The 25,208-nt window shown below is 70.7% G+C and carries 23 protein-coding genes and 1 tRNA gene; 10 read left to right on the top strand and 14 right to left on the bottom strand.

The window, feature by feature from the left end; genetic code table 11:
* Nucleotides 1-44 precede the first annotated feature (44 nt).
* The 7 genes from ACWD26_RS31540 to ACWD26_RS31510 all read right to left on the bottom strand — a co-directional run bounded on the left by ACWD26_RS31540 (nucleotide 45) and on the right by ACWD26_RS31510 (nucleotide 6,718).
* A tRNA-Lys gene (locus ACWD26_RS31540) sits at nucleotides 45-118 on the bottom strand.
* On the bottom strand, nucleotides 109-783 hold the full coding sequence (locus ACWD26_RS31535; RefSeq protein WP_451275353.1) for a bifunctional DNA primase/polymerase: 675 nt from the start codon (nucleotides 781-783) through the stop codon (nucleotides 109-111). Before ACWD26_RS31535 ends, ACWD26_RS31540 begins: the two co-directional genes overlap by 10 nt.
* Before the next feature lie 237 nt (nucleotides 784-1,020).
* The gene (locus ACWD26_RS31530) at nucleotides 1,021-1,383 is read right to left on the bottom strand and encodes a hypothetical protein (protein WP_451275352.1); all 363 of its coding nucleotides are present in this window, start codon (nucleotides 1,381-1,383) and stop codon (nucleotides 1,021-1,023) included.
* Between the two features lie 197 nt (nucleotides 1,384-1,580).
* Complete coding sequence (locus ACWD26_RS31525) at nucleotides 1,581-2,924, bottom strand: AAA family ATPase (protein WP_451275351.1); 1,344 nt, start codon at nucleotides 2,922-2,924, stop codon at nucleotides 1,581-1,583.
* A complete protein-coding gene (locus ACWD26_RS31520; protein ID WP_451275350.1) occupies nucleotides 2,921-4,525 on the bottom strand; it encodes a hypothetical protein in 1,605 nt (534 codons plus the stop codon). The genes ACWD26_RS31525 and ACWD26_RS31520 overlap by 4 nt, the downstream gene beginning before the upstream one ends.
* A complete protein-coding gene (locus tag ACWD26_RS31515; protein ID WP_451275365.1) occupies nucleotides 4,516-5,697 on the bottom strand; it encodes a hypothetical protein in 1,182 nt (393 codons plus the stop codon). The genes ACWD26_RS31520 and ACWD26_RS31515 overlap by 10 nt, the downstream gene beginning before the upstream one ends.
* Nucleotides 5,648-6,718 (bottom strand): phosphatase PAP2 family protein, encoded by a 1,071-nt coding sequence (locus tag ACWD26_RS31510; protein WP_451275349.1) that lies wholly within the window; start codon nucleotides 6,716-6,718, stop codon nucleotides 5,648-5,650. The genes ACWD26_RS31515 and ACWD26_RS31510 overlap by 50 nt, the downstream gene beginning before the upstream one ends.
* 185 nt (nucleotides 6,719-6,903) lie before the next feature.
* Here ACWD26_RS31510 and ACWD26_RS31505 point away from each other — a divergent pair, with 185 nt between their 5' ends.
* Complete coding sequence (locus tag ACWD26_RS31505) at nucleotides 6,904-7,500, top strand: histidine phosphatase family protein (RefSeq protein ID WP_451275348.1); 597 nt, start codon at nucleotides 6,904-6,906, stop codon at nucleotides 7,498-7,500.
* A 50-nt stretch (nucleotides 7,501-7,550) separates the two neighbouring features.
* On the opposite strand, the gene ACWD26_RS31500 is transcribed toward ACWD26_RS31505, so the two are convergent.
* A complete protein-coding gene (locus ACWD26_RS31500; protein ID WP_451275347.1) occupies nucleotides 7,551-9,062 on the bottom strand; it encodes a hypothetical protein in 1,512 nt (503 codons plus the stop codon).
* Nucleotides 9,063-9,320: 258 nt separating this feature from the next.
* Here ACWD26_RS31500 and ACWD26_RS31495 point away from each other — a divergent pair, with 258 nt between their 5' ends.
* Together ACWD26_RS31495 and ACWD26_RS31490 are read left to right on the top strand one after the other, a co-directional pair.
* On the top strand, nucleotides 9,321-9,695 hold the full coding sequence (locus ACWD26_RS31495) for a hypothetical protein (protein WP_451275346.1): 375 nt from the start codon (nucleotides 9,321-9,323) through the stop codon (nucleotides 9,693-9,695).
* A gap of 89 nt (nucleotides 9,696-9,784) precedes the next feature.
* A complete protein-coding gene (locus tag ACWD26_RS31490; protein ID WP_451275345.1) occupies nucleotides 9,785-10,660 on the top strand; it encodes a spermidine synthase in 876 nt (291 codons plus the stop codon).
* Between the two features lie 64 nt (nucleotides 10,661-10,724).
* Here ACWD26_RS31490 and ACWD26_RS31485 read toward each other — a convergent pair whose 3' ends face one another.
* On the bottom strand, nucleotides 10,725-11,288 hold the full coding sequence (locus ACWD26_RS31485) for a hypothetical protein (RefSeq protein WP_451275344.1): 564 nt from the start codon (nucleotides 11,286-11,288) through the stop codon (nucleotides 10,725-10,727).
* 122 nt (nucleotides 11,289-11,410) lie between these two features.
* Here ACWD26_RS31485 and ACWD26_RS31480 point away from each other — a divergent pair, with 122 nt between their 5' ends.
* The 7 genes from ACWD26_RS31480 (at nucleotide 11,411) to ACWD26_RS31450 (ending at nucleotide 20,464) form a co-directional block, all read left to right on the top strand.
* Nucleotides 11,411-12,115, top strand: coding sequence for a response regulator transcription factor (locus ACWD26_RS31480; RefSeq protein ID WP_451275343.1), 705 nt, complete (start codon nucleotides 11,411-11,413; stop codon nucleotides 12,113-12,115).
* Nucleotides 12,116-12,152: 37 nt separating this feature from the next.
* Nucleotides 12,153-13,610 (top strand): sensor histidine kinase, encoded by a 1,458-nt coding sequence (locus ACWD26_RS31475; protein WP_451275342.1) that lies wholly within the window; start codon nucleotides 12,153-12,155, stop codon nucleotides 13,608-13,610.
* 285 nt (nucleotides 13,611-13,895) lie between these two features.
* The gene (locus ACWD26_RS31470; protein ID WP_451275341.1) at nucleotides 13,896-15,206 is read left to right on the top strand and encodes an ABC transporter substrate-binding protein; all 1,311 of its coding nucleotides are present in this window, start codon (nucleotides 13,896-13,898) and stop codon (nucleotides 15,204-15,206) included.
* Entirely contained in the window at nucleotides 15,203-16,180 is a 978-nt protein-coding gene (locus ACWD26_RS31465) for a carbohydrate ABC transporter permease (RefSeq protein ID WP_451275340.1), read from the top strand. The genes ACWD26_RS31470 and ACWD26_RS31465 overlap by 4 nt, the downstream gene beginning before the upstream one ends.
* The gene (locus tag ACWD26_RS31460; protein ID WP_451275339.1) at nucleotides 16,177-17,064 is read left to right on the top strand and encodes a carbohydrate ABC transporter permease; all 888 of its coding nucleotides are present in this window, start codon (nucleotides 16,177-16,179) and stop codon (nucleotides 17,062-17,064) included. Before ACWD26_RS31465 ends, ACWD26_RS31460 begins: the two co-directional genes overlap by 4 nt.
* Nucleotides 17,065-17,126: 62 nt before the next feature.
* Nucleotides 17,127-18,449 (top strand): glycoside hydrolase family 36 protein, encoded by a 1,323-nt coding sequence (locus ACWD26_RS31455; RefSeq protein ID WP_451275338.1) that lies wholly within the window; start codon nucleotides 17,127-17,129, stop codon nucleotides 18,447-18,449.
* A complete protein-coding gene (locus ACWD26_RS31450; protein WP_451275337.1) occupies nucleotides 18,446-20,464 on the top strand; it encodes a beta-galactosidase in 2,019 nt (672 codons plus the stop codon). Before ACWD26_RS31455 ends, ACWD26_RS31450 begins: the two co-directional genes overlap by 4 nt.
* A gap of 161 nt (nucleotides 20,465-20,625) precedes the next feature.
* On the opposite strand, the gene ACWD26_RS31445 is transcribed toward ACWD26_RS31450, so the two are convergent.
* From ACWD26_RS31445 to ACWD26_RS31425, 5 genes are all read right to left on the bottom strand, one after another.
* Entirely contained in the window at nucleotides 20,626-21,387 is a 762-nt protein-coding gene (locus ACWD26_RS31445; RefSeq protein ID WP_451275336.1) for a peptidoglycan-binding protein, read from the bottom strand.
* Between the two features lie 37 nt (nucleotides 21,388-21,424).
* On the bottom strand, nucleotides 21,425-22,354 hold the full coding sequence (locus tag ACWD26_RS31440) for a peptidoglycan-binding protein (RefSeq protein ID WP_451275335.1): 930 nt from the start codon (nucleotides 22,352-22,354) through the stop codon (nucleotides 21,425-21,427).
* A 54-nt stretch (nucleotides 22,355-22,408) separates the two neighbouring features.
* Nucleotides 22,409-22,759 (bottom strand): hypothetical protein, encoded by a 351-nt coding sequence (locus ACWD26_RS31435; RefSeq protein WP_451275334.1) that lies wholly within the window; start codon nucleotides 22,757-22,759, stop codon nucleotides 22,409-22,411.
* A gap of 47 nt (nucleotides 22,760-22,806) precedes the next feature.
* Nucleotides 22,807-24,516, bottom strand: coding sequence for a S8 family serine peptidase (locus ACWD26_RS31430; RefSeq protein ID WP_451275333.1), 1,710 nt, complete (start codon nucleotides 24,514-24,516; stop codon nucleotides 22,807-22,809).
* A gap of 305 nt (nucleotides 24,517-24,821) precedes the next feature.
* Nucleotides 24,822-25,100 (bottom strand): hypothetical protein, encoded by a 279-nt coding sequence (locus ACWD26_RS31425; protein WP_451275332.1) that lies wholly within the window; start codon nucleotides 25,098-25,100, stop codon nucleotides 24,822-24,824.
* Between the last annotated feature and the right edge of the window lie 108 nt (nucleotides 25,101-25,208).

Raw genomic sequence — 25,208 nt, 5'->3', positions numbered from 1 at the left:
ACACGAAGAAGCCCCTCGCTTCCGCGAGGGGCTTCTTCGTGTCGTGCGCCGCCAGGGACTCGAACCCCGGACCCGCTGATTAAGAGTCAGCTGCTCTAACCAACTGAGCTAGCGGCGCCTGCTGACGTCGTAGACCTTAGCACCCTGATCGGCGGGAGGGAAAATCGATACCCGCACGGTCGCGGAGGTACTCGCCCGGGCCGCCCGGACGGCTGCCCAGAGCAGTACCTCGGGCCCCGGAAGCCAAGGTCGCCGCGTGTCCGGCGCGACGAGCCAGCGGGACCCGAGCCGAGCCGTACCGGCCGCCTCCGGCGTGCCGCCGCTGCCGGGGCCGCCGCCGTTCTCGCCCCATTTGTCGGTGCTGAACACGGTGGGGACGGTCACGGCGTCGCCGGCGCCGTGGCACAGCAGAGGCGGGACGGCTCCGGTGCGGCCGGGGGAGCCCCACTCCTCCCACTCCAGGAGGGTGGGGAGGCGGTGGGCCGTGCCGGGGGAAGCGAACAGCAGCACGCGCCCGCGATACACGGCGACCGGTCCGGAACCGGGCCCCTCGTCCCATAACCGGTCGAGCATCCGCCGCCCGAAGATCGCGGGCACGCTGACGACGTCGAACACGGTCCCGCACGGCAGCACGACCGGCGCGGCCGGCCGCTCCTCCCACAACGTCAGCGCACTGCGCGGATACGTTCCTGCCGAGGCCAGCCAAGCGGCCCCCTCCGCCGTGACCCCCGCGACATCGACCCCGTCCTGCGGGTACCTGCCCGTCTCAACTCCACCGCTCATACACCTAGATCTACCGCCCGTGACCACCCGGCCCCGAGCAGTTGCGGGAAACTGATACGAGAGATGGGCAAGTGGGGTATCTTGCCCGCCCGGCATATGCCAGGGGGTGTTTCGCGTCGCACGAGCCCCCTAGGGCCCTTGAACCCATGGGGCACGCCCGGCGCATTCAAGGGCGCGGGGAACTGAGCGACCAGCCCCCACCCGCATGCGGCCGAACCCACCGGTACGACCACCCGCTCAGATGGTCTCCGGCCCGGTCACATCCCGTCCCAGCAGCAGATCCCGCCCGAACTCGACCATCTTCTTCGCGTAGTCCTCGGTCCACTCGGCCCGCTCCGCGATGTCCGCCGGAGTCAACCGATCGAACCGCCGGGGATCGGCGAGCTGCGCCGCCGCGATCGCCTGGAACTCCACGGCCCGGTCCGCCGCCGCCCGAAACGCCTGCGCCAACTCCGTCGCCCGCGACAGCAACGCCCGCGGATCGTCGATCGACTCCAGATCGAAGAAGTGCTCGGGATCGCCGGCCGCCTCCGCCGGCTCGAAGAGCAGGGGCGCGGGGCGTAGCCGCGGTTCGTTCCGGCGCGGCGTGGGCTCCGCCATGTCTTCTCCTCCTCGTACGACGGTTCAGTGGCCGGTCCCGGGGGTGTCCCGGGGGGAGGGCCACCGTCCATTGTCTCGTGCCCACGCAAGTAGGCATCGGCCCCACCGAGCGCCCCGCCCTGGACCCCGCACACCCGCACCCCGGGTGACGCCGCCCAGCCCGCCCGCGCCCGAGCACCACACCCCCGGCCCTCGCTCTAAGGTCGCCAAGCCACCCGATGTTCCCCCAGCTCGGCCAGCACCGCGTGGTTCGCCTCCCAGCCGTCCGGGAACTTCACGGTCACCCCCAGCTGGACCGGCTCGGTGGACGGGTGGTCGTCGAGCAGGTCGGTCACGCCCGCCCGGCACACCACGATGCAGGCGTGCCGGTGCCGGGAGGCGAGGACGCACAGGCGCCCGGTCTCCAGGTGGAACGCCGTCGCGTCGGGGCGCCCGGACAGCGGGTGGAGGACGACCGTGACGTCGTACTCCCGCCCCTGGAGCCGGTTGGCCGTGTCCACGACCACATCGGCGACCCCCAGCTCCGCCAGCGCGGAGCGCACCGCGGCGGCCTGGTCGCGGTGGGCCGTGCCGACGGCGATCCGGTCGGCGGTCAGCGGCACGGGCGCCTCGGACCGCTCCGAGGTCGCCGCCCCACCCCGGTCGAGGAGCCGTCGTACCACCAGAGCGACCGCCCGTACGGCCTCTGGATCGGTCCGGGGCGTGTGCCGGGCCGGCAGCTCCAGCAGCCCCCACCCCGACTCGGCCGCCTCGTCGATGACCCGGTCCGGGCCGGAGCCGTCCGACGGCACCGCGAACCCGAGCCGCCGGTCCCCGTGCCCCGTACCGCTGCGGAACGGGGTGAAGGGATAGAACGCGTCGGAGACCAGGGGCGCCGCCGACGCCGGGAGCCGCCACGACACCGGCAGCCGGTGCTGGGGCAGCTCGGGGTTGTGGGCCAGCAGCGTCGTCACCGCCGAGGCCGACGGGTCGTACGACAGCCCGGCCCACTGTTCGCTGCCCACGATCGCGAACGGGTCCAGCTGTCCGGGATCACCCACGAACAGCGCCCGCTCGAACAGCCCCGCCACGGCCAGCAACGCGTCCGACCGCATCTGGTACGCCTCGTCGACGATCGCGTGCCGCCACGGTTCGACGCCCTTGACGTGCGCCCACTTCGCCGCCGTGGAGATCACCACGTCCAGACCGGCGAGATCGGCCGCCTTCGTCGACTTCCGTACGTTCCCCAGGTCGTCCAGCGCCTTGTCGTACGGGTCGCTGTCGCTGCTGTGCAGTCGGCCGACCGGGAGGTCCGGGTCCTTCTCCGCGAGCCGGATCACCAGGTCGTCGACCTGCGCGTTCGTCTGCGCGATGACCATCAACGGGCGCCCGGCGGAGGCCAGTTCGAGCGCGGCGCGGACTACGAGCGTCGACTTCCCGGCACCGGGCGGCGAGTCGACGACGACACCGCGCGCATCACCGTGCAGGGTGTCGCGCAGGATCGCGTCGGTGGCCCGGCCGGCGGCGGCCCCGGGGTCGAGTACGGCCTCGGCGCTGGTCACAGCAGGTCCTCCTCGGTCACCGGGTCCGGCAGCGGTACGGCGTCGGGCTCACCCGGCGGCCCGCCGTGCGTCCACGGTGTCTCCTCGGGGTCCGGCAGCTTCGCCCCGCCCCGCTGGTCGTGCTCGAAGAGGGTGAAGCAGAGCAGATCCCCCTTCTCGGGCACGGATCCGGCCTCCGGCTCCTTGCCCCGCCCCATCTTGTCCATGATCCGCAGCACCAGAAGGCCCTCGCCGGCCTCGCCCTCCTCGTACCCCACGAACTCCGCCGTCTGCGGCTTCCCGCCCAGCGAGCGGTACACCTTCGCGCGCTCACCGAGATGTGGCCGGTCCCGCGTCCGTACGGTGACCAGCGGCCGTGGACTGGGCCGCTTGCCCTCGCTGTATGCCATCACGACATCCGTGACCTCACCGGCGAACGCCTCCCCGGCCAGCCGCCGCCCGGCCATGACGAGCGGGTCGTCCAAAGCCTCCTGGGCGTCGAGGCGGGCCTGCTCCCGCTCGCGCGCGGCCAGTTTGTTCGCGGCGGTGACCGCGTCGTCGATACGGGGCTGTGGGGGCTCCCCGGCGACGACCCGGTCCCGGTGGCCGGTGAAGGACCAGCGGTCGCGGGTCCACCGGTCGGCCGCGTGGGCGCCCTCCGGCAGGGCGCGCAGCAGGTCGAGGCCGTGCCAGACCGCGTCCCAGGTGGGCCGGGTGCGGCTCTCGACGAGGGCGCGGATCTCCCGCTCGGCGGCGGTCAGCGCACCGAACCGGTCGTCGGCCTCCAGACCGTCCTCGGCGGCGGCCAGGGCGAGCCGCGCCCGGTCGTACCGCTCGATGGCCGGGGCCAGCAGCTTGTTGTCGAACGCCGGGTCGGTCGCGGGACCGGCGGGCGGGCACAGCAACTGGCCCTCGGCGTCCCGCGCCAGCTCGGCCCGCCGCGCCGCGGCCTCGCCCGATTCGCCCTCCGGGGGGTCGATCCAGGCGAGCAGCGACCCCAGATGCTGGTCCTCCACCCCGGACTGCCCGGTCGCCCAGTGCCGCGCCAGCAGATCGGTCAGCGCCAGCAGCAGCGAGGAGCCCGGCACCCGGGCCCGCTCCCCGAAGTGGGTGAGCCACCGTCCGAGCAACGGCACGCGCGGCGGCGCCGGGTGGGGCGCCTCCGGGTCCTGCTCGGCGGTGCGCCGGAACCGCATGGAGCGCCCGAGGAGCCGTACGAGATCGATGCCCGTCCGGCTCGGCACGATCAACTGCGGGGCATCCGCGCACAGTTCGACCTCGACCTTGACCCGCTTGCCGGTCTCCGGGTCCGTCTCGTTGCGCTCGGCGGCCTCCACCACGTCGGCGTACGCGTCCACGTACGGCAGGACGATGTCCGCGAGCTCCGCCAGGAACGCGAACCGCAGGTCGCGGTCCCGGGGCTGCGGCACCACCAGCAGCCGGGGCGTGTCCCGGTCGGTGCCGACGAGCGCGCCGAGCGGGGCCCCGGCCTCACCGGCGGTGGTGAGCGGCACCAGCACGAGCGGGTGGGCGGAGAGGTGCCGGTGCAGGACCGTGGCGGCGGGCTGGGCGCGGCCCGTGCTGACGGCTTCGAGACGGGCGAGAGTGGCGATCAGTGACACGGAACCCCCTCCGGGGCCGAGCCGGGCAGGGTGGCGGCGGCTTCCCGGTGCCCGGCGGAGACTCCCAGCGCCTCCGCCCGCAGCTCCGCCGCCCTGCGCAGCGCCGCGACCGCCGGGTCGTGCGGGTCCCCGGCCCTGCCGTAAGCCGCCGCCAGGACGTCCTCGACCGTGGTGAGGCCGCCCAGCTCGGCCCGCGTGGCCCGGCCCAGGGACGTGACCGCGCCCTCCGTACGGGAGCGGGCCCGGCAGTGGAAGGCCAGCTCGCAGGCGGCGAGGCATTCGGGGGCGTAGGTCGCGGACAGCTTCTCGACCGCGGACGTCAGCTGCTCCTGGGGGAGGTCCGGGGCGAAACAGGTGCCCGCGGGGAGGGCGTCGGCGATCTCCTCGATCCGGGTGAGGCGGGTCAACTGACGGCGCGTGACCGCCCGTTGCTTACGGATGTCCACCGCGGCGGCTGTCGGCAGGTTGGTGAAGTCCTTGGGGCAGACCAGCAGCACCCGGTGGTGGACGTCGGGCGCGGGATCGAGGCGGGCGGCGACCTCCTCCAGCGCCAACACGTAGACCGCCGACTGGCGGGCCGCAGCGCCCACCTTCGCCGGGTCCGCCGAACCGTCCAGCATCGGGAAGGACTTGATCTCGACGACCGACCAGGTGCCGTCCGGGTGGACCACCACCGCGTCCGGCTCCAGGAACGCGGGGGAGCCCGCGACGTCGAGCGCGACCATGGGGTGGTCGAGCAACGCCCAGCCGCCGGCGTCCGTGGCTTCGCGGAGCGCCAGCGCCGTACGCGCGGCGCGGCCCTCGGGGCCCACGGCGGCGAGGTCGGGGACGGAGACGGGAGACGCGCCCGGGGGCTCGGCGCCGGGGTCCAGTCTCTCGTGCACCAGCCGCAGCAACTCCGCGCCGCCGTCCGCCTTGACCCGGGCCTCGAAGGCGTTACCCCGCATGAAGGCGAACTGGGACTGGCCGAACGCGGAGGGCGAGCCCAGCGCGTCCGCCAGCACCGCCTTGTTCACACCCGCGCCGTCCAGCAGCGCGCGGCGCTCGCAGCCCGGGTTGGCCGCGAGCGCGGCGAGGGCGCGGGCGTCCAGCGCCTTGGGTGGGACCTCGGGTCCGCGCAGCTCAGCGAGCCGCTGCCGCAGCGCCGTCCCCTGCTTCCGCGGGGACGGCACCCGGCTCGGGTTCGATGATCCGCTGCCGTGGAATTCGCTCACCCGGGGAAGTCTGGCACCCACCACTGACAATTGGGGAAACCGAGGCCCGAGAGACCACCGCGGCGGGAGTGGCGGGCTCCTCCACGCGCCGTCGGTCGTCGGGAGCGGCGGGCTCGGCCACGCGCCGTCGGCCGCCACCGTCGCCGGACCGGACCTCGGCCGCCGTCCCGAGTCCGAGCGGGGCCCGGCACTGGTCCGCGATCCGCATCACCAGCGGCGTCAGCAGCAGACCCGCCCCCATCACGGCGGCGCCGGCCACCGCGTCGAGGAAGTAGTGGTTCGCGGTGCCCATCACCACGACCGTGGTGATCAGCGGGTACGCGACCGCCGCGGTCCGCACGAGAGGCGAGCCGCCGCCGAAGCGCCAGAGGATCACACCGCACCACAGCGACCAGCCGACGTGCAGGCTCGGCATCGCCGCGTACTGGTTCGTCATGCCGCCCAGGCCCCGGGGCGCGCTGGCCTCGCCGCCCCACCAGCCCCAGGCGCTGTAGTGGGCCATGGTGTCGACGAAGCCGTGGGCCGGGTCGAGCAGCCGGGGCGGGCAGGTGGGGAGCAGGGTGAAGCCGACGAGGCCGATGAAGGTGGAGGTCATCAGCCAGGCGCGGGCCGCGCGGTAGCGCACGGCGCGGGACCTGAACAGCCACACCAGCAGCACGGGCGTGACCAGGTAGTGCAGCGACGCGTACCAGAAGTCGGCGGGTATCCCGATCCAGGGCTCACGGGTGAACAGGCGGTTCAGCGGATGCTCGGCGTTGAGCCACAGGGCCTTCTCGACGCGCAGGATCGCCAGGCCGTGGTCGACGGCGCTGGAGGTGTCGCCGCGGGCGAGCAGCCGGCCGGCCGAGTACGCCCCGTACACCAGCAGGATCAGCGGGAGCTCGGTCCACCAGCGGAGCCGTGTGCTCGGCGCCTCCTCGGTAACCGGTGCGCCGGCCTCCTTGGTCGCCGGTGCCTCGGTCGCCTCGGTCTGCGGCATCCGAACGTCCTCCCCCATCTGCGTGCGATGTTCATCTGTCTGTGGTGCCGCTGTGGCCCCTGTGCAAGACGATGTCCAAGACGCTGGGATCGCCTTTTGGGTTGCCCCACGACAGCGTGCGCGATGATGGACGAGTCCGCCTCTGATTTCTCCCTTCTCCGAGAAGGCCCCCGGAAAGGTCTCGCATGGCACCGCGCATCCTGTTGGCCCGGCACGGACAGACGGAATGGTCCCTGCTCGGGAAGCACACCGGCAGGACGGACATCCCTCTCCTCGACGAGGGCCGACGCGGCGCCAAGCTCCTCGGGGAGCGCCTGCACCGGGCACCCCTGGACGGGCTGCCCGGTGTCGAGGTCCGGACGAGTCCCCTCGTACGCGCGCGTGAGACCTGCGAACTGGCCGGCTTCGGCGAGCGGGCCACCGAGTGGGACACGCTCATGGAGGTGGACTACGGGGCGTACGAAGGACTCACCCCCGCCGAGATCCAGGCCTTCCGGCCCGGCTGGCTCATGTGGCGCGACGGCGTCCCGGAGGGGGAGACCCTTCAGCAGCTCTCCACGCGCGCGGACGAGGTGGTCGCGTGGGCGCGGAGCGAGGACCGTGACGTCCTGGTCTTCGCCCACGGCCACATCCTGCGCTCCATAGCCGCCCGCTGGCTGGGCCTCGACCTCGACTTCGCCGCCCGCGTCCGCCTCAACCCGACGTCCCTGTCGGCGCTGGGCTGGGCCTACGGAGAGCCGGCGATCGAGTCCTGGAACGACACGGGGCACCTGACGGGCTGACCGAGTCGCTCCGGCCGCTCTCCCGGCGGCAACCCCGGGCGTCCTCCGAACTACACGGCCCGCGCGAGCCCCGCGTGCCGCTCCAGGAACGCCGACACCCCTGCGGCGCGGCGATGCGGCAGCAGTACCCGGGCCGTGCCGGCCAGCATCTGCTGAACCCGGGAGGACTGGACCTCGTCGAGGAGGTCGAGGACCTGTATGCCGGCCGCGGCGGCCTCGTCGGGGCGCCCCCCGCGGGCGAGGTCGTCGGCGAGCTCGGCGGTGTAGAGCGCGATGTTGCGTGTGAAGTGCGGGTTCTGGAGGCCGGCCGCCCGACGCGCGTGCCGGGCCGCCCGGGGCCAGTCGCCCAGCGTGGACCAGCACTGCGCCTCAAGGCCCTCCAGCTCGGCCTCCCCGTAGAAGCTCATCCACTCCGGATCGACCTCGGAGGCCCCACGCCCGAACAGGGCGTGCGCCCGTGCCAGCGCCTGCTCGCATCCCGTGCGGTCGGCGAGCCCCGCCCAGCCGCCCGCCTCCCGCAGCGCCAGCAGGGACATCAGCCGCGGCGAGCCCAGCGGCCGGGCGATCCGCTGCGCGGCCTGCGCCGCCCGTACCGCCTCGCGCGGCCGGCCCGCGTCCCGCGCGAGGAACGCCGTGTTGCAGAACGCGTGCGCCTCCAGGCCGGGGTCACCGGACATCCGGGCCGTGGCGAGGGCCTCCGCGTAATGCGAGCGTGCGTCGTCGAAACGCCCCGAGTCATGGGCCAACCAGCCCACGGAGATGGCCAGTTCCCCCGCCCCCGCGTACAGCCGGTCGGCGGTGGTCTGCCGGGTGGTGCCCGCGTCGAGCAGAGCGTACGCGGCCCGCAGCGGCGCCGAGGCCCTGCGGTACAGCCCGTCCGCCCCGTGCCGGTCGTCGAGCAGCCGGATCTTGCGTACGGCCGCTTCGAGGGCGCCCGCCTCCCCCGTGCCCGCCCGGTGCACGGGACGGCCCGCGGCCGAGGCCGTACCCCCCGGGGCGAAGGGGCCGAACGAGGCGGCCGCCATGGCGGCGGTACCTCCGGTCATGAACGCGCGACGCTGCACGTCGCTCTCCTCGTGGTTCTGGTACGCCTGGTGCGTGCCCCGCCGGCCGCGCACATAGCCCGTGCCGCCCCGCGGGTCCTGCATGTCGTACATCTCTTGCGTGTCATACGGCTCGTACGCCCCTTCCGTCTCACCCCTCATTCCGTGTGAGGAGTGCGAGCGGCTCTTGTTGCGAGGGGAGGGCGCCTCCTCGACAGGGCGCGCCCCCCGACCGCGTACCTCCGCGCGGGGCGCGAACCCCAAGTCGGTCAGCGTCCGGCCGGGGAACATATGCAGGAACACCCGTTCGTACGCGTAGTTGGGGCAGCGGATCTCGCCCGCCTCGACCCGACCGACGTACCGGGCGTCACAGCTCACCCGCTCGCCGATCTCCCGCGCTGCCCGCCGTACCGCCGCGGCGAACTCGCCGGGCGAGCGCTGTCCGCGCAGCTGCCGGAAGACGAGGTTCGGCCGCTGTGGACGGGGGAACTGGGACGAGGTCACCGATGACGACGTCATGGCCGGGCCCTCTCTCGCGAACCGTCGAACCATGCCGGAACCAGTCGGACTTGTGTGCGTGCTGCACGGTTGGTTCCGCTGTGTCCGGCGGGGCAAGAACGTACCCGCCCCGTCGGTGCCCCCACGCGAGGTTTGGCTACAAACCGGATATCTCATCCTGGATCTGCCATGAACTGCCATCCTTTGCGGCGCAGTTCCGCCGTAGCCGTTGACGGGGCGACGCGTTGGGCAGGGAGCTGGTAGGCGTGGGAGGCCCGGATGAAGAACCTCGAACCCCGTTCGGATTGCGACCTGGTGACCGTGCCCGCGCGGCAGGGGCTCGAGGCGGTCGACATCCTCCGCCGTGGTGCTCTCGACGCGGTGGGGCCCGTCATGACCGTCGGTCCCGTCCTGCACGACGACACGTGCGACACGCTCGGGTTTCTGGTGCCGCCCGGTACGGCGGACGCGTGGGACGTGCCGGGGAGCACGTGCACGCACAGCGACGGGCGGGGGGCCGTGCTGGTGCCCGCGGAGGGGGCGGACTGGTTGTTGCCGCCGGAGGAGGTGGATCTGGCGACCGATCCGACGGTGTTGCGGGCGGCGCTGGACGAGGCGGCGCGGTTGATCGAGGCCGCGGACAATTGTCGGTGACCCGCGCCCGCTGACCAGCGACGCCTTGTCTCCGTGGGCGCTCCCGGTCCCCGGTGCGTGCACGGTCGTCCACCCTCGATAATGGGTGAATGGGCAGGTCGAAGAAGGGGCAGGGGCGGCGTGGGCAGGGGGCGGCCGACGCCGTTGTCGAGGAGGTCGACGGAGGGCTCGCCGAACTGCTTCCGGACCGGGACCGGGCTCGGGCGTGGACCTTGCTGGTCGACGGGGCGCCGCAGTCACATGTCGACCTCGACGATCCGGCGTATCTGTCCTTCGAGTACCAGCGCCGGCTCGGGCATGTGATCGATCTCGTCGCCCCGGCCGGGCGGCCCGTACACGCCGTGCACCTCGGCGGCGGCGCCTTCACCCTCGCCCGCTATGTCGCCGCCACACGGCCCCGCTCCACCCAGCAGGTCGTCGAACGGGATGCCGCGCTCGTCCAACTGGTCCGGCGGGAGCTGCCGTTGGACCCGAACGCCCGGATACGGGTGCGGTCCGCGGACGCGCGCGAAGGGCTCGCCAAGGTGCCGGACGGCTGGGCGGACCTGGTGATCGCGGACGTGTTCAGCGCGGCGCGCACCCCGGCGCACCTGACGTCGACGGAATTCCTCGCGGACGTACGGCGGGTGGTCAAGCCCGGCGGGCTCTACGCCGCCAACCTCGCCGACGGACCCCCGCTCTCCCATCTGCGCGGCCAGATCGCCACCGCGGCCGTGGTCTTCCCGGAGCTGGCGCTGGTCGCCGATCCGACCGTGCTGCGGGGCAAACGATTCGGCAACGCGGTCCTCGTCGCCTCCGACCAGCCGCTGCCCGTCGCCGAACTGACCCGCCGCGCCGCCTCCGACCCCCACCCCGGCCGCGTCGAACACGGCCGGGCGCTCACCGACTTCACGGGTGGCGCGGTGCCGGTGACGGACGCGGCGGCGGTGGCCTCACCGGCGCCGCCGTCTTCGGTGTTCCGCTGAAGCCGAGCTCGTCGTCCGCGCTCGCCGGTTCTCAGAAGCGTCTGTTCCTCAGAAGTGTCTATTCTCAGAAGTTCTGGACGTCCACCCGGGGCGCGCTGTCGTGCCAGGTGCAGAAGACCGACACCCGGTCCGCCCCGGAGGCGAAGTCGACCCGGATCCATGTCTCCGTCTTCCACACCTGCATGGACCAGCCCGAGCCGGGCGTCGCCGAGACGAGGGTGGCGTACTCCTCGCCGAGCGAGAAGACCACCCGGCCGCCCTCGGTGTCGTACCCCTTGATCTCAGCCGAGTCGGCCGGTGCGCCGGCGCCACCGGAGCTCGAACCGGGGTTCGCCTTCGCGGACTTCGACGGCTGAGGAGAACCGGAAGGGGGCGAGGACGGCTCGCCGCTGTCGCTCTTCTCCGGCTGCTCCGTGCTCCTCGACGGCTCCGGGCGGGTCGTGCCGCTGATCGGGGCGGGGGTTCCCTGCGCCTGGGCGTCGGCGGCCGTGATGGGCAGGGCGCGGGGCGGGTCGTACGCGGTGCCGGTCATCACTGTGTGGACGCCCCACCACGACAGCGTGACCGCCGCGCCCGTGGCGAGCAGCCAGGCCAGTACGTGTAGGAGTCCTCTGCGCATCGCGGCCATACTGCCCCACGGGCCCCAGTGGTGTCGTGGGTCGTCCCGTTCGCACGCCCCTGTGCGGGGCCTCGGCGCGAGTTGTCCACAGGCCCCGACCGGCACCTCCCGATTGGCGTACGGTGCGGCGCATGGCAAGTGTGCTCGTGGTCGAGGACGACCAGTTCGTACGCTCGGCGCTGATCAGGCATCTGACGGACGCCGCACACACCGTGCGCAGCGTCGGTACGGCCCTGGAGGCTCTGCGCGAGGTCGCGCATGTCCGCTTCGACCTGGTGATCCTCGACCTCGGGCTGCCCGACCTGGACGGCTCGGAGGCGCTGAAGATGCTGCGCGGCATCACCGACGTACCGGTGATCATCGCCACCGCGCGGGACGACGAGACGGAGATCGTCCGCCTGCTGAACGCGGGCGCGGACGACTATCTGACCAAGCCGTTCTCGGTCGAGCACCTGTCCGCCCGGATGGCCGCCGTGCTGCGCCGCTCCCGGGCCTCCACCGGTGAGGCGCCACCGTCCACGGTCCTGCGTGTCGGCGGCCTCGCGATCGACCCGCTGCGCCGCCAGGCCGAGCTGGACGGGGTACGACTCGACCTCACCCGGCGCGAGTTCGACCTGCTCGCGTTCCTGGCCGGCCGGCCCGGTGTGGTCGTGCCCCGCAAGGAGCTGCTGGCCGAGGTGTGGCAGCAGTCGTACGGGGACGACCAGACCATCGACGTGCATCTGTCGTGGCTGCGGCGGAAGTTGGGGGAGACGGCGGCGAAGCCCCGCTATCTGCACACCCTGCGGGGTGTCGGCGTGAAGCTGGAGCCGCCGGGGGCGGGGGTGCGGCCATGAGGGGAGCGCCGGGTGGAGTGCGCGGGGCGGTGGGGCCATGAGGTGGGCGCTGGTCAAGGTGTGTGTGGCGGTGACGACGATGGTCGTGGTCGCCTTCGCGGTGCCCCTCGGGCTGGTCATCAAGGAGATGGCCCGGGACCGGGCTTTCTCCAACGCCGAGCGGGAGGCGGCCGCGATCGCCCCGGCCCTGTCCATCACCACCGACCGGGAGCAGTTGGAGCGGGTCGTCGCCTCGGCGGGGGCGGACGACGGGATGGCGGTGCACATACCGGCGGGCGGCGACGGGTCCGCCGCGATCGACCTCGGGCGGCAGCGGGCCTCCGACAGGGACATCGCGACCGTGCGCAAGCTGGGCCGGGCCTCCACCACGGAGGTGCCGGGCGGGTCCACGCTGCTGCAGCCCACCGCGCTCAGCTCCGGTGAGATAGCGGTCGTCGAGGTGTATGTCCCGGAGTCCGAGGTGAGCCACGGAGTCGCCATGGCGTGGGCGGTGCTCGCCGGGGTGGGCGCCCTGTTGGTCGTCGGCTCGGTCGCGGTGGCCGACCGGCTCGGGGCGCGCATGGTCCGGCCGGCGAAGCGGCTGGTGGAGAGCGCGCATGACCTGGGGGAGGGGCAACTGGGCGCGCGGGTTCCCGAGGAGGGGCCGAAGGAGCTGCGGCTGGCGGCGGTGGCGTTCAACGCCATGGCGGATCAGGTGGTCCAACTGCTGGCGAACGAGCGGGAGTTGGCTGCCGACCTGTCGCACCGCCTGCGGACGCCGCTGACCGTGCTGCGGCTCAACGCGGCCTCGCTCGGCGACGGGCCGGCCGCCGAGCAGACCCGGGCGGCCGTGGCCCAGCTGGAGCGGGAGGTCGACACGATCATCCGTACGGCGCGGGAGGCCAAGCCGCAGACGGCGGTGGCGGGGCCCGGCGCCGGGTGCGACGCGGCCGAGGTGGTCCGGGAGCGGATGGCGTTCTGGTCGGCGCTCGCGGAGGACGAGGGCCGCAAGTGGCGGGTGGCCGGGGTCGAGCGCCCGGTGCGCATACCCGTCGCCCGGGCCGATCTGGCCGCCGCCCTGGACGCCCTCCTCGGCAATGTCTTCCGTCACACGGCGGAGGGCACCGCGTTCGCGGTGGACGTTCACAACGGCGAAGACGCGGTGATCGTTCTCGTCTCCGACGCGGGCTCCGGCATCGCCGACCCCGAGGCCGCCATGGCCCGTGGGCGAGGCTCCGGCAGTGACGGGTCCACCGGTCTGGGCCTCGACATCGTCCGCCGGCTCGCCGAGTCGACGGGGGGCGATGTGCGGATCGGGTCGTCGGTGTTGGGCGGGGCCGAGGTGCGGCTCTGGATCCAGTTGAACAGGGGTGGAGCGCCGGACGGCCGGACGTCGGCCCGGAGGGGGCACAGGGGGCCGGTGCGGCGGCGGAGGGGCCTCGCGTGGGCGTCCGCGCGGCGGCTGAGGGTGGGGCAGAGGAGCGGGAGGGGTGAGGTGGGCGCGCAGCCCCCGTGATCGGGGCGAATCAGGGTGACTGGGGATGAAACGCCCAATCCGCCCTGTCTGTCCGTCTGCCGCCTGTTCGCTGTCCGTTCCGCAAGCGCCCCCTGCTCATGTCGATCACGTTTCGACACACGCTGATTACGTTTCAACAAAAGGGGCCGAGAACCCTTGACGCATGACAGGACATACGACTGTTATTGCGCCCACGATGTTCGGTCAAGTTGATTTCTGGTTGGTTTCGACTGGATCTTGACGAGGGCCATCGATGACCGAACCCCTTGTCCCCTGGGAGCCGCAATGCATGTCACACCCTCCGGTCTCTCCGTCCCGGGCCCCAGCCGCCGCACCCTGCTGCGCGGCATAGGCGGCGCGGCGGCACTCGGCGCCGGCATCCCCCTGCTGAGCGCCTGCGGAGGAAGCGGTACGGCCGCCGACCCGAAGACCGTCACCCTCGGCTCCAAGGCGTCCGACCCGGTGCCGAAGAAGGCCTTCGCGGAGATCTACGCGGCCTACAAGAAGAAGTCCGGCATCACGGTCGACGTGAACACCAAGGACTCGAACACCTTCCAGGAGCAGATCAACTCCTACCTCCAGGGCACGCCGGACGACGTGTTCACCTGGTTCGCCGGCTACCGGATGCAGTTCTTCGCGGCCAAGGGTCTCGCCACCCCGATCGACGACGTGTGGAAGACCATCGGGGGCAACTTCCCCGAGGCGATGCAGAAGCTCAGCAAGGGCGAGGACGGCAAGTACTACTTCGTGCCGTTGTACTCGTACCCGTGGGCGCTCTTCTACCGCAAGAGCGTCTTCAAGGAGAAGGGCTACGAGGTTCCCACCACGTGGGACGAGCTCATCGCCCTGTGCAAGCAGATGCAGAAGGACAAGCTGGTCCCGATCGCCTTCGGTGACAAGGACGCCTGGCCGGCGCTCGGCACCTTCGACCAGATCAACTTCCGTAAGAACGGCTACGACTTCCACGTCGAGCTGATGGCGGGCAAGGCGTCCTGGACCGACGCCAAGGTGAAGTCCGTCTTCGACCTGTGGGCCGAGCTCCTGCCGTACCACCAGGAGGGCGCCGTCGGTCGTACGTGGCAGGACGCGGCCCAGACGCTGGCCTCGAAGAAGGCGGGCATGTACCTGCTGGGCACCTTCGTGGCCCAGCAGTTCACCGACCCGGAGGCCCTCGAGGACCTCGACTTCTTCGCCTTCCCGGAGATCGACCCGGCGTACGGCCTGGACACCGTCGAGGCGCCGACCGACGGCTTCATGATGAGCAAGAACCCGAAGAACAAGGCCGAGGCCGTCAAGCTGCTGGAGTTCCTGGGCACGACGGAGGCCGAGGACATCTACCTCAAGGCCGACCCGAGCGTGGTGCACGCCGCCAGCGGCGCCGACACCTCGTCGTACACCGCCCTGCAGAAGAAGGCGTACGAAATGATCTCGGGCGCCAAGAGCCTCACCCAGTTCATGGACCGCGACAGCCGCCCGGACTTCACCTCCACGGTGATGCAGCCGGCGCTGCAGAAGTTCATCCGTGACCCCAAGGGCGTCGACAGCCTGCTGTCCTCGATCGAGCGCCAGAAGAAGACGATCTTCGCCTCCTCATGACCACAGAAATCACCAAGGAGTCCCCGGAGGCGGCCGCCGTGCCGCCTCCGGGCGCTGCCCACGCCAAGAAGGTGCCCCAGGGGCACCGCCGTCTGCTGACCCGCCGCGACCGGCTCACGCTGGCCCTGATGGCGGGCTTTCCGACGTTCCTGCACCTCGCCCTCGTGTGGGTGACGGCCCTCGCCTCGATCGCGCTGGCCTTCACCACCTGGAACGGCATCGGCTTCGACTCCATCCAGTGGGTCGGCCTGCAGAACTTCAAGGAGCTGTTCGAACAGAACCCGCAGTTCTGGCCCGCGGTCCAGCACAACGTCATCTGGTTCGTCGTCCTGATCCTGATACCGACCCCGCTCGGCCTGTTCCTGGCCGTGCAGCTGGACAAGAAGATCCGCTTCAGCCGGGTCTACCAGACCGCCTTCTTCCTGCCGGTCGTGCTGTCCATGGCCGTCATCGGCTTCGTCTGGCAGCTGGTCTACAACCCCGACACGGGCCTGATCAACAGCCTCATCGGGGCCAACGAGCCGGGCAAGTACATCGACTGGATCGGCGACCCGGACCTCAACCTCTGGGCCATCCTCATCGCCGCCTCCTGGCGCCACACCGGCTACATGATGATCCTCTACCTGGCCGGCCTGAAGGGTGTCGACCCGTCCCTGCGCGAGGCCTCCTCGCTGGACGGCGCCAACGAGTGGCAGACGTTCAAGAACGTCATCTTCCCGACGCTGCGCCCCACCAACACCGTCGTGCTGGTCGTCACCATCATCGAGGCCCTGCGCGCGTTCGACCTGGTGTACGTCTTCAACGGCGGCGCCCAGGGCACCGAGCTGCTGTCGATCCTCGTGACCAGCAACATCATCGGTGAGTCGAGCCGCATCGGATACGGATCGGCCATCGCGGTCGTCCTGCTGCTGATCTCGCTCGTCGTGATCATCCCGTATCTGATCAGCACCTTCCGGAAGGAGCGGCGAGCATGAGCACCGCGAGCACGCTTCCCAAGCAGCGCACCCCCCTCCGCCCCGCCCGGATCCTGCTGCACGTCTTCCTCGCCGGTACGGCGCTGGCCTGGCTGGCCCCGCTGCTCTGGGCGGTCTACGCGGCCCTGCGCCCGTACTCGGAGACGTCCGAGAAGGGGTACGTGTCCTGGCCGGACAAGCTGACCCTCGAGAACTTCACGAACGCGTTCACGCAGTCGGACATGACGCACTACTTCGTGAACACGCTGATCATCGCCGTCCCGGCGGTGCTGCTGACGCTGTTCCTGTCGTCGATGGTCGCCTTCTACGTGTCCCGCTTCGACTTCCGGATCAACCTGTTCCTGCTGCTGGTCTTCACGGCCGGCAACCTGCTCCCGCAGCAGGTCATCATCACCCCGCTGTACCGCATGTACCTGCTCATCGACCTGCCGGGCATCACCATGTCCGGCAAGCTGTACGACTCCGCGCTCGGCCTGGTCCTCATCCACATCGCGTTCCAGTCCGGCTTCTGCGCCTTCGTGCTGAGCAACTACATGCGCTCGCTGCCGCACGAGCTGACCGAGGCCGCGCTCGTCGACGGCGCCTCGGTCTGGCGCATGTACTGGCAGATCGTGCTGCCGCTGTGCCGTCCGGCGATGGCCGCCCTGGCGACGTTGCTGTCCATCTGGATCTACAACGACTTCTTCTGGGCGCTCGTGCTGATCTCGACCGGCGAGAACATGCCGATCACCTCGGCCCTGAACAACCTCTCCGGACAGTTCTTCACCGACAACAACCTGGTCGCCGCCGGGGCCCTGCTCACCGCCATCCCGACCCTGATCGTCTATTTCGTGCTGCAGCGGCAGTTCGTCAGCGGTCTCACGCTGGGTGCCAACAAGGGCTGACGCCCGCCATGCGCAAGGGCTGACGCCCTCGCCGACACCCTCGCCTCCGAAAGAGAAACACCGTGCCCCACCCCTTCACGCCGGTCACCTCCGTGCCCGTGGACCCGCACACCGCGCGGGTCCACGAGGAGGGCTGGCAGTCCTGGAGCCCCAGCGGCTCCTACGCCCTCGGCGACACCCCGTACCGCCCGACCAACGACAACTGGGCGACCGTCTGCTACCGCCCCGGCCGCACCGTCCCCGCCGACACCTTCCAGGGCGAGGGCCTGCTGGCCCTCGATCCGGGGGACGGCACGGCGGTACGGCTGTGGGCGGCGGCCGAGCCGACGATCGAGGTCCCCTCCATCCGGCTCGTCGTCCGGGACGGGCAGGCGGAGGTGAGCGCCGACGGTCCGGTGAAGGAGTGGACCGGCACGGACATCCAGGCGGTACTGGCGGACTGGGCCGCCGGTCAGGGGGTCGGCGCGCCGCGTCCGGCCCCCACCGTCTGGTGCTCCTGGTACGAGTACTTCACCTCCGTCACCGAGGACGACATCCACGAGAACCTCCGTGCGATGGACACCCTCGACCTCCCCATCGACGTCGTCCAGATCGACGACGGCTACCAGAGCGCCCTCGGCGACTGGCTCACCCTCTCCGGCCGCTTCCGCTCCCGCGCGGGCATCGCCGACGCGATCCGGGCCCGGGGCCGCCGCGCCGGCATCTGGACGGCCCCCTTCCTCGTCGACCCGTCGAGCACCCTGGCCGCCGAGCACCCGCAGTGGCTGGTCAAGGACTCCGAGGGCGAGCCGCTGCACGCCGGCCGCAACTGGGGCCACGACCTGTACGTCCTGGACACCACACACCCCGAGGCGGCGGCGTACCTCACCGAGGTCTTCACCGCCCTCCGCTCCGAGGGCTACGACTACTTCAAGGTCGACTTCCTGTACGCGGGCGCGCTGGAGGGCGTACGGCACGCTTCCCTGGACGCCCTGACGGCGTACCGCGAGGGCATCGCCCTGATCCGCTCCGCCATAGGCCCCGACGCCTACCTCCTGGGCTGTGGCGCCCCGATCCTCCCCTCCATCGGCCTGTTCGACGCCATGCGGGTCAGCCCCGACACGGCCCCGCACCGGCGCCCCGAGGCGGACGACTACAGCCAGCCCGGCCAGGACCCCGCCGAGTTCACGGGCGCCGGCCGCCAGTGGCAGCACGGCCGCCTCTGGGTGAACGACCCCGACTGCCTGATGGCCCGCCCCGCCGTGGAGACACGTGAGCGGTGGGCGGCGCACGTCGAGGCGACGGGCGGCCTGATGGCCTCCAGCGACCGTCTGCTGTCCCTGGACACCTGGGGCGTGGAGACGACCCGCCGTCTGCTGACGAAGGGCGCGGAGGCCGCCGGATGAAGCGCGAACTGAGGGTCCCCGGCATCGCCTACGGCGGTGACTACAACCCCGAGCAGTGGCCCGAGGAGGTCTGGGCCGAGGACGTACGCCTCATGCGTGAGGCGGGCGTCACCATGGTCAGCGTCAACATCTTCGCGTGGGCGCTGCTGGAGCCGCGCGAGGGTGAGTACGACTTCTCCCGCCTGGACAAGATCCTCGCCCTGCTCCACGAGAACGGGATCGCCGCCGACCTGGCGACCCCGACGGCGGCCCCGCCGGCCTGGTTCTTCGTCGAGCACCCGGAGGCGCTGCCCGTCGACAGGGACGGCCGCACCCTCTCGTACGGCAGCCGCCAGACCTTCTGCCCGTCGAGCCCCGCCTACCGCGAGGCGGCCCTGCGGATCGCCCGCGTGCTGGGCGAGCGGTACGCCGACCACCCGGCCGTCGTGATGTGGCACGTCCACAACGAGTACGGCTGCCACAACGGCGAGTGCTACTGCGACACGAGCGCGGCGGCGTTCCGCGTCTGGCTGCGGGACAAGTACGACGACGACCTGGCGGCGCTGAACCACGCCTGGGGCACGACGTTCTGGAGCCAGTGGTACTACGACTGGGACGAGATCATCCCGCCCCGTCCGACCGGTGCGGTCCCGAACCCGACCCACCAGCTGGACTGGCGCCGTTTCTGCAGCGACGCGCTGCTGTCGCTGTGCAAGGCGGAGCGCGAGGTGCTGCTGGACGCGGCCCCCGCCACCCCCGCCACCACCAACTTCATGGTGATGTACAACTTCGACAAGCTGGACTACTGGCGCTGGGCGCCGGAGTTGGACATCGTCTCGAACGATCACTACCTGCAGTCGACGGACCCCGAGTCGCAGATAGACATCGCGCTCAGCGGCGACCTGGTGCGGTCGTTGGCGGGCGGCAGTCCGTGGCTGCTGATGGAACACTCCACCGGCGCGGTGAACTGGCAGCCGGTCAACCGGGCCAAGACGGCGGGCGAGCTGCGCCGCAACGCCCTGGCCCACGTGGCCCGGGGCGCCGACGGCATCGCGTACTTCCAGTGGCGGGCCGCCAAGGCGGGCGCCGAGCAGTGGCACTCCGCGATGCTGCCGCACGCGGGCACGGACAGCCAGATCTGGCGGGACGTGGTCCGACTGGGCGCGGATCTGCGGGCGTTGGCGGAGGTGCGCGGCAGCACGGGCGTCGCCGAGGTCGCGATCGTCTGGGACTGGAGCGCCTGGTGGGCCGTCGAACTGCCGTCCCAGCCGAGCGAGGAACTCCGCTTCCAGGACGTGGTGCGGGCGTGGTACGAGCCGCTGTGGCGGTCGGGCGTCGCCGTGGACTTCGTCCGCCCCGACGCGGACCTGTCCCCGTACAAGCTGGTGCTGGCCCCGAGCCTCTACCTGGTGGACGACGCGGGCGCGGCCAACCTGACCGGCTTCGCGGCGGCCGGCGGCACCCTCGCCGTCGGCTTCCACAGCGGCGCGGTGGACGAGAACTGCCATGTCCGACTGGGCGGTTACCCGGGCGCGTTCCGCGAGGCGCTGGGCGTCCGAACGGACGAGCTGTTCCCGTTGCTGCCGGGAGAGTCGCTGGGCCTGAGCGAGGGCGGGACGGCTTCGCTGTGGTCGGAGCGGGTCGCCCTGGCGGGCGCGGAGCCGGTGTCGTCGTACACCTCCGGCCCCCTGACCGGAATCCCGGCGGTGACCCGCAACACGCACGGCTCCGGCACTGCCTGGTACGTGGCCACCCGCCCGGACCCGACGACCCTGGCGTCCCTCCTGGACCGCATCCGCGAGGACGCGGGCGTGACGTCGGTCCGCCAGACCCCCGAGGGGGTGGAGGCGGTACTGCGCCGGGGTGCGGACGCGGACTATCTCTTCCTGATCAACCACGGGGAGGAAGACGCGGAGGTCGAGGTCTCGACCGGCGCGTCGGAGCTGCTGACGGGCGAGGGCGTGGTCGTCGGCGACGCCAGTACCTCGGTGACGGTGGCCGCCGGTGACGTGGCGGTCGTCCGGGAGCCACGCTGACCGGCTGACGCACCGACGGCAGTCGGCGCGGCGTTCATCCGCCGACGAAGGGAAGCGGGGCGGCGCCGGGCCATCCGAGCCCCGCCGCCCCACCGCGATGGGTGATCTCCTCGGCGACTCCGCTGGTGCGGCAAGTGCTCGCGCAGGCTGCCGGGATGCTGTCACACACCCTCTACGAGATGGCCCTGCTCGCTGAGCGCTGTCGCGAGTGCGCTGAGTGTCTCCCCCGCACACTTCCCGTCCTCATGGATGCCCTGAGCACGCTGGAACTCCCGTACAGCCGCCTGGGTTCTGGGACCGTCCAGCCCGTCGAAGGGGCCCGGGTCGTGGCCGAGCAGAGCCAGCCCCACCTGAATGTGGCGGAACATGCCGAGTCGATACACCTTTGGCTCGCCGCCTGCTCCAGGCACTGGTGGCGAACCGTCTTGGGAAAACGTGACGGTGGTCGTAACGTTTGTGTTGGCGGTGTCCAGGAAAAATTGGTACAGATCGACGCCTTGATACCGGCCGCCGGGGAGGCCGCCGATTATCTCGACCAAGGCGAGGTGGAGATGAGGCTGGATTCCGCCGAACGAGAGCACGAGGCCCAACCGGTCGCCCCGAGCCACGGCGGACCCCCTCGTCAACTGGGGCGGGACATGGGACAAGTGGGTGTAGAAGGCGCCCATCCTGTCGCCGGGGGCTCGCATGAAGAGTTGGGCGCCGTACACCTTGCCATTGTCCTGGGAAGGTATGTGCGGGTGGAGTTTGGTGATGTGAGCGTCGAACGCGGCGCGGACCTCCGTTCCGACGTCGGCCCCGAGATCCATTCCGTATTGGATGTACCAGTCCGGCGGTTGATGCCCGCCTTCGTGGGGGCCGCCGAGGCCGCCCGTGAACCCGGAGGGGAACGGGCTGGACATGTCGACGTCGAATGCGTTCACCACGGTGTTCCTTTCGTCGTCATGTGAAAGGAAGAGCTCAGGGGATGTGGGAGATGCCCTCGTCGTCCAGTCCGGCCGCGAGGGCGGTGATGGTCTCCTGGGGAATGTCCTGCACGCTGCCTACCATTGGTGTCTGCGCGACACCACGGGTGCCCTGGAACGATGTCAGCGCGGCGCGAGTGCCCTTACCGACGATGCCGTCGAGCCCGTTCGGGTTGAAGCCGAGCCTCTCCAGCGCGGTCTGCACTCCGACCGCCAGGTTCAGCGGTACGGGAAAGGTCCCCGAACGCATCTGTGCGTCGAGCCTCTGCTTCGGGTCGAAGATCAGCTGTGCGAAGTCGCCGGGCGGGGGGCTGCTGTTCCAGCCCGCCAGGGTGAAGAGGAGCCCGTTGCGTACATTGCGCGGGATGACGCCCGGGTTGTCTGATTCTCGCATCCTGCATTCGCGTGCCATGGTCGACCAGTCCCCAACCGGCGCCGCCCGTTGAAAGTTGGGGAACGAAAACTTGGGGCCCATGGCCCATGCCATGCTGAGCAGACCCAGTTGACCGTCGGCCGGCCAGCTGTCGAACGCTGCGAAAGGTTCTCGGGCTCGTAGGGTGTTCTCGAAGCTGTTCAGCTTCGTCGTCACGAGTGCGTCGATCGCCGACTCCGAGATCCGCAGCCGCGTGATGCCCTTCTTCTCGCCGATCGAGGCACGAGCCGTACCACTGAATTTGACTTTCTGATATTCCTTCTCGATCTCGTCCCGAGTGGCCGCCACCCCCGTCTGCTCGTCGAACCAGTCCAGGGTGAAGATGTCAGGCAGCGGACGGGGGTTGCTGCCGAAGCTTTCGGGGTTGTCGGCATCCAGCAAATTGCCCACGCCAGTGGACACCAGACTTTTGATGTCCAAGTACATGAAGTTCTCTCGGCTCTCCAGCGGCTCGCTGAAGGGGAGAAAGGCCTCTCTCACGCTCTGGTGCATCCCTGGCTTCCTCTCCGCTCGGTCGGAAACGGCTCCAACGGCAGCTGCGGCCCGTCAGGAGGCGTCGTCGAGCGAACTGTCTTCTCTCGGCGGTGCGAGGGGCGACCCCGGGGCCACGGTCTGAGGCGACAGTGGCCCCAGGGGCGCGGCTTGCGCCTGCGCTTGGGTGCCTGGTGACTGGGTGGCGTTCGTCGCGGCGCGAATACCGAAGTACGCCGTCGTCATGGTGCTGATGGCGGTGAACGCGCTCGTCAGTATCGCCACGGCCTCGGAGCCGTCCACGCCCGTCACTCCCCAGATCGCGGCGAGCATGATGGTGAGGTCGCCGAGAAGGACGACGAGGATGCCCGCCCATGCCCGGATTCTCTGGATCGCCGTGTCCAGTGGGTTCGTCTGACTGTCCATGCGGTTCTCCCGGCCGACTCACGACCCCTTGCGCAGATGAGCTTCGGTCAGATGATCCCGGCCCGAATCATTTCCTGTCCCAATTCGTCGACCAGTGCTGTGGCGGATACGCGCGTGTGACCGCCTGCCGTGGCCGAACTGTCCGGCAGACCGCCGAGCAGCGCGCCGGTCTCAAGACCGAGCGCCCGAAGGGCATTGGGCAGACCGGCTCCGGAACGGCGCGGATCCCCGAATTCGAGTGGGTCGCAGCTCGAACGGAGAATCTGGAACAGATGCTCCACACGCGCCTCGTTACGGACGGCGAACCGCTCCCGGAAGTCCGGGTGATGGGCGAGTACGAGGGCGGCAAGACTCGTCACATGAGGAGCCGCCATGGAGGTGCCGTCCTGCGCGGCGTAGCCGTCGGGAGGAACGGACGAGACGATTCCCACGCCGGGCGCGCAGACGTCGACGGCAGGGCCGTGACAGGTGAACTTCGCCGAGTAGTAACCCTCGGAGGTGGGCTCACCGAACATCTGAAACGCGTGCGAACTGTCCTCCGGGTACTCTCCGACCTTGCCCATGGCGGCCACCGTCAGCACGGAGTCCAGTGAACCGGGGAAGAGGACCTGGGGCGCACCGTTGTTGCCGGCGGCGACGATGCACCCGATGCCCAGGGCCCGCGCCGCCGCAATCTTGTTCGCCACCAGAGCGGAGTGCTCCCCGGTACCCAGACTCAGATTGACCACGTCGACACCGTGCTCGATGCAGTAATCCAAAGCCTCCATGAGGTCGCTGAGACGACCACCCGGGAAGATCCTGCAGGCGTGGATCTCGGCGTCCATCGCGGACCCGATGACACCTCTGCCGTTGTCGGCGGCCGTGATCGTGCCGGAGCAATGCGTACCATGACCGCTGACATCGACGCTCCACGAGCGGCGCTCGGCCACGTCCACCCCACCCGTCACCCGGGTTTCGAGATCAGGATGCGAAGTGGCGATTCCCGAATCGATGACGGCGATCTTGACACCGTGGGCGCGGTACGTCGGTGGAATGCGGTCAAGGCGCATGACCTTCTGCCCCCAGCCGTACACTTGACGGCCGGGGAAGTCGGGGATGGTCTCTTCCAGCCGCATGACGGTGACGACGTTGTCGGCCTGCGTGTTCAATTGTGGCCGCATCAACCATCGGTCCCAATAGCCATGCTCCGGTTTGACGTACACGGCGGTGATCGAGTCGGGTGTCTCGGTTCCCAGTTGGATCGCGGCCCGTCCGTCTTGGCCGGTGACCGCCTGGGCGGGCCATGCCGAACCGGTCAGCGAGACCAGAGCGCGGGGGAGAGGGGTGCCGTCGCTGCCCCGTACGACGAAGGACAGACTGAGGCTGCTGCTCAAGGGCGCGACGGAGGCGGGATTGACCACCTGCACACTGTCCGGGGAGGGTACGGGCACGCCGTACACGAGCCGCCGGTCGCGCTCCACGTGGACTTCGACGCTCTGGTTGAGCTCCTTCGCGCGGTCGGCAGTCATCGTGAAGACCGCGACCTCGGGGAAGCCCGCACCGTCGGACAGCGACTGAAGCCGCTCGCTCGGTTCGATGCGCTTGCACAACTGCACATCTGGTTCGGCCGCGAGTCGGTCGAACACCGATTCCGGCGCCATGGGGCTGACGCCTTGTGGAAGAAGACCGCCGGGCAGTGGCGCGACGATCCAGCGCAGAGGGCGTTCTGCCACATCGTGGGCGGAGTCGTCGGGTTCGAAGATGTCGTTCTCACTCATGGGCTGTCTCCAGTCACCAAGTCACCGATTTCGTGGTGGCTACGATGTCGGCCCGAGCGATGCGTCGGCCTCGATCGTTACGCCGGGGTGCCTCCGCCGCAGATACTCGGCGTGGGTGGGTGTCATCTCCACGAGGAGCAGGGTCGGCCGGTCAGGAGGACCGTGCCGGCCGCGGACGGTCACTTCCGGATCTGCGGCAAGCTCAGCTGCGAGATCGCGAAGCACAGTTGGGTCAATGGCCCCGATCATGTGCGGCAGTCCGGGTCCGGGCCGGTTCGAGACCGGCCCGGGCCCCATGGGAGGCATCACAGCGGTGGCAGGGCCGGGTGGTCGGCTCGAAAGGTCTCGAGCGTCCGCCCGACAGTCGTCGCCTGTGCCAAGCACTCCTCGTAGTGCCCAGCCTGATACAGCCACACCGCCTGCTTGAGCGTAGGCACGACGTCGGCCAGTTCCGGAACGTCAAGGACGGCACGCTTCAACCAGACCTGCAGCCGACGGAGCATCCCCGCGCACATTCCTTGCACCATTCCCCGGACTTCCGGCGCGAGCGCGGTGGTGGGTCCGGAGAGGCTCGCGGTGGTCACCGCTTTACCGCCTGCCGGTCGCCATGGTCGGCATCGCGGTCTGCGGTGCGCCTTGCGGTGCGCTGAGACTGTTCAGGATCGCGCTGGCGACTGGGATGATGGAGCCCA

The organism is Streptomyces sp. NPDC002787 (assembly GCF_053592095.1).
The sequence above is the reverse complement of the archived record's forward strand: the minus strand, read 5'-3'. Positions and strand labels throughout refer to the sequence as shown.

Bases quoted from the DNA above. Each gene is read 5' to 3' on its own strand.
- ACWD26_RS31535 (WP_451275353.1), bottom strand. From the start codon at position 783: ATGAGCGGTGGAGTTGAGACGGGCAGGTACCCGCAGGACGGGGTCGAT.
- ACWD26_RS31530 (WP_451275352.1), bottom strand. From the start codon at position 1,383: ATGGCGGAGCCCACGCCGCGCCGGAACGAACCGCGGCTACGCCCCGCG.
- ACWD26_RS31510 (WP_451275349.1), bottom strand. From the start codon at position 6,718: ATGCCGCAGACCGAGGCGACCGAGGCACCGGCGACCAAGGAGGCCGGC.
- ACWD26_RS31505 (WP_451275348.1), top strand. From the start codon at position 6,904: ATGGCACCGCGCATCCTGTTGGCCCGGCACGGACAGACGGAATGGTCC.
- ACWD26_RS31500 (WP_451275347.1), bottom strand. From the start codon at position 9,062: ATGACGTCGTCATCGGTGACCTCGTCCCAGTTCCCCCGTCCACAGCGG.
- ACWD26_RS31495 (WP_451275346.1), top strand. From the start codon at position 9,321: ATGAAGAACCTCGAACCCCGTTCGGATTGCGACCTGGTGACCGTGCCC.
- ACWD26_RS31490 (WP_451275345.1), top strand. From the start codon at position 9,785: ATGGGCAGGTCGAAGAAGGGGCAGGGGCGGCGTGGGCAGGGGGCGGCC.
- ACWD26_RS31485 (WP_451275344.1), bottom strand. From the start codon at position 11,288: ATGGCCGCGATGCGCAGAGGACTCCTACACGTACTGGCCTGGCTGCTC.
- ACWD26_RS31480 (WP_451275343.1), top strand. From the start codon at position 11,411: ATGGCAAGTGTGCTCGTGGTCGAGGACGACCAGTTCGTACGCTCGGCG.
- ACWD26_RS31475 (WP_451275342.1), top strand. From the start codon at position 12,153: ATGAGGTGGGCGCTGGTCAAGGTGTGTGTGGCGGTGACGACGATGGTC.
- ACWD26_RS31470 (WP_451275341.1), top strand. From the start codon at position 13,896: ATGCATGTCACACCCTCCGGTCTCTCCGTCCCGGGCCCCAGCCGCCGC.
- ACWD26_RS31465 (WP_451275340.1), top strand. From the start codon at position 15,203: ATGACCACAGAAATCACCAAGGAGTCCCCGGAGGCGGCCGCCGTGCCG.
- ACWD26_RS31460 (WP_451275339.1), top strand. From the start codon at position 16,177: ATGAGCACCGCGAGCACGCTTCCCAAGCAGCGCACCCCCCTCCGCCCC.
- ACWD26_RS31450 (WP_451275337.1), top strand. From the start codon at position 18,446: ATGAAGCGCGAACTGAGGGTCCCCGGCATCGCCTACGGCGGTGACTAC.
- ACWD26_RS31440 (WP_451275335.1), bottom strand. From the start codon at position 22,354: ATGCACCAGAGCGTGAGAGAGGCCTTTCTCCCCTTCAGCGAGCCGCTG.
- ACWD26_RS31435 (WP_451275334.1), bottom strand. From the start codon at position 22,759: ATGGACAGTCAGACGAACCCACTGGACACGGCGATCCAGAGAATCCGG.
- ACWD26_RS31430 (WP_451275333.1), bottom strand. From the start codon at position 24,516: ATGAGTGAGAACGACATCTTCGAACCCGACGACTCCGCCCACGATGTG.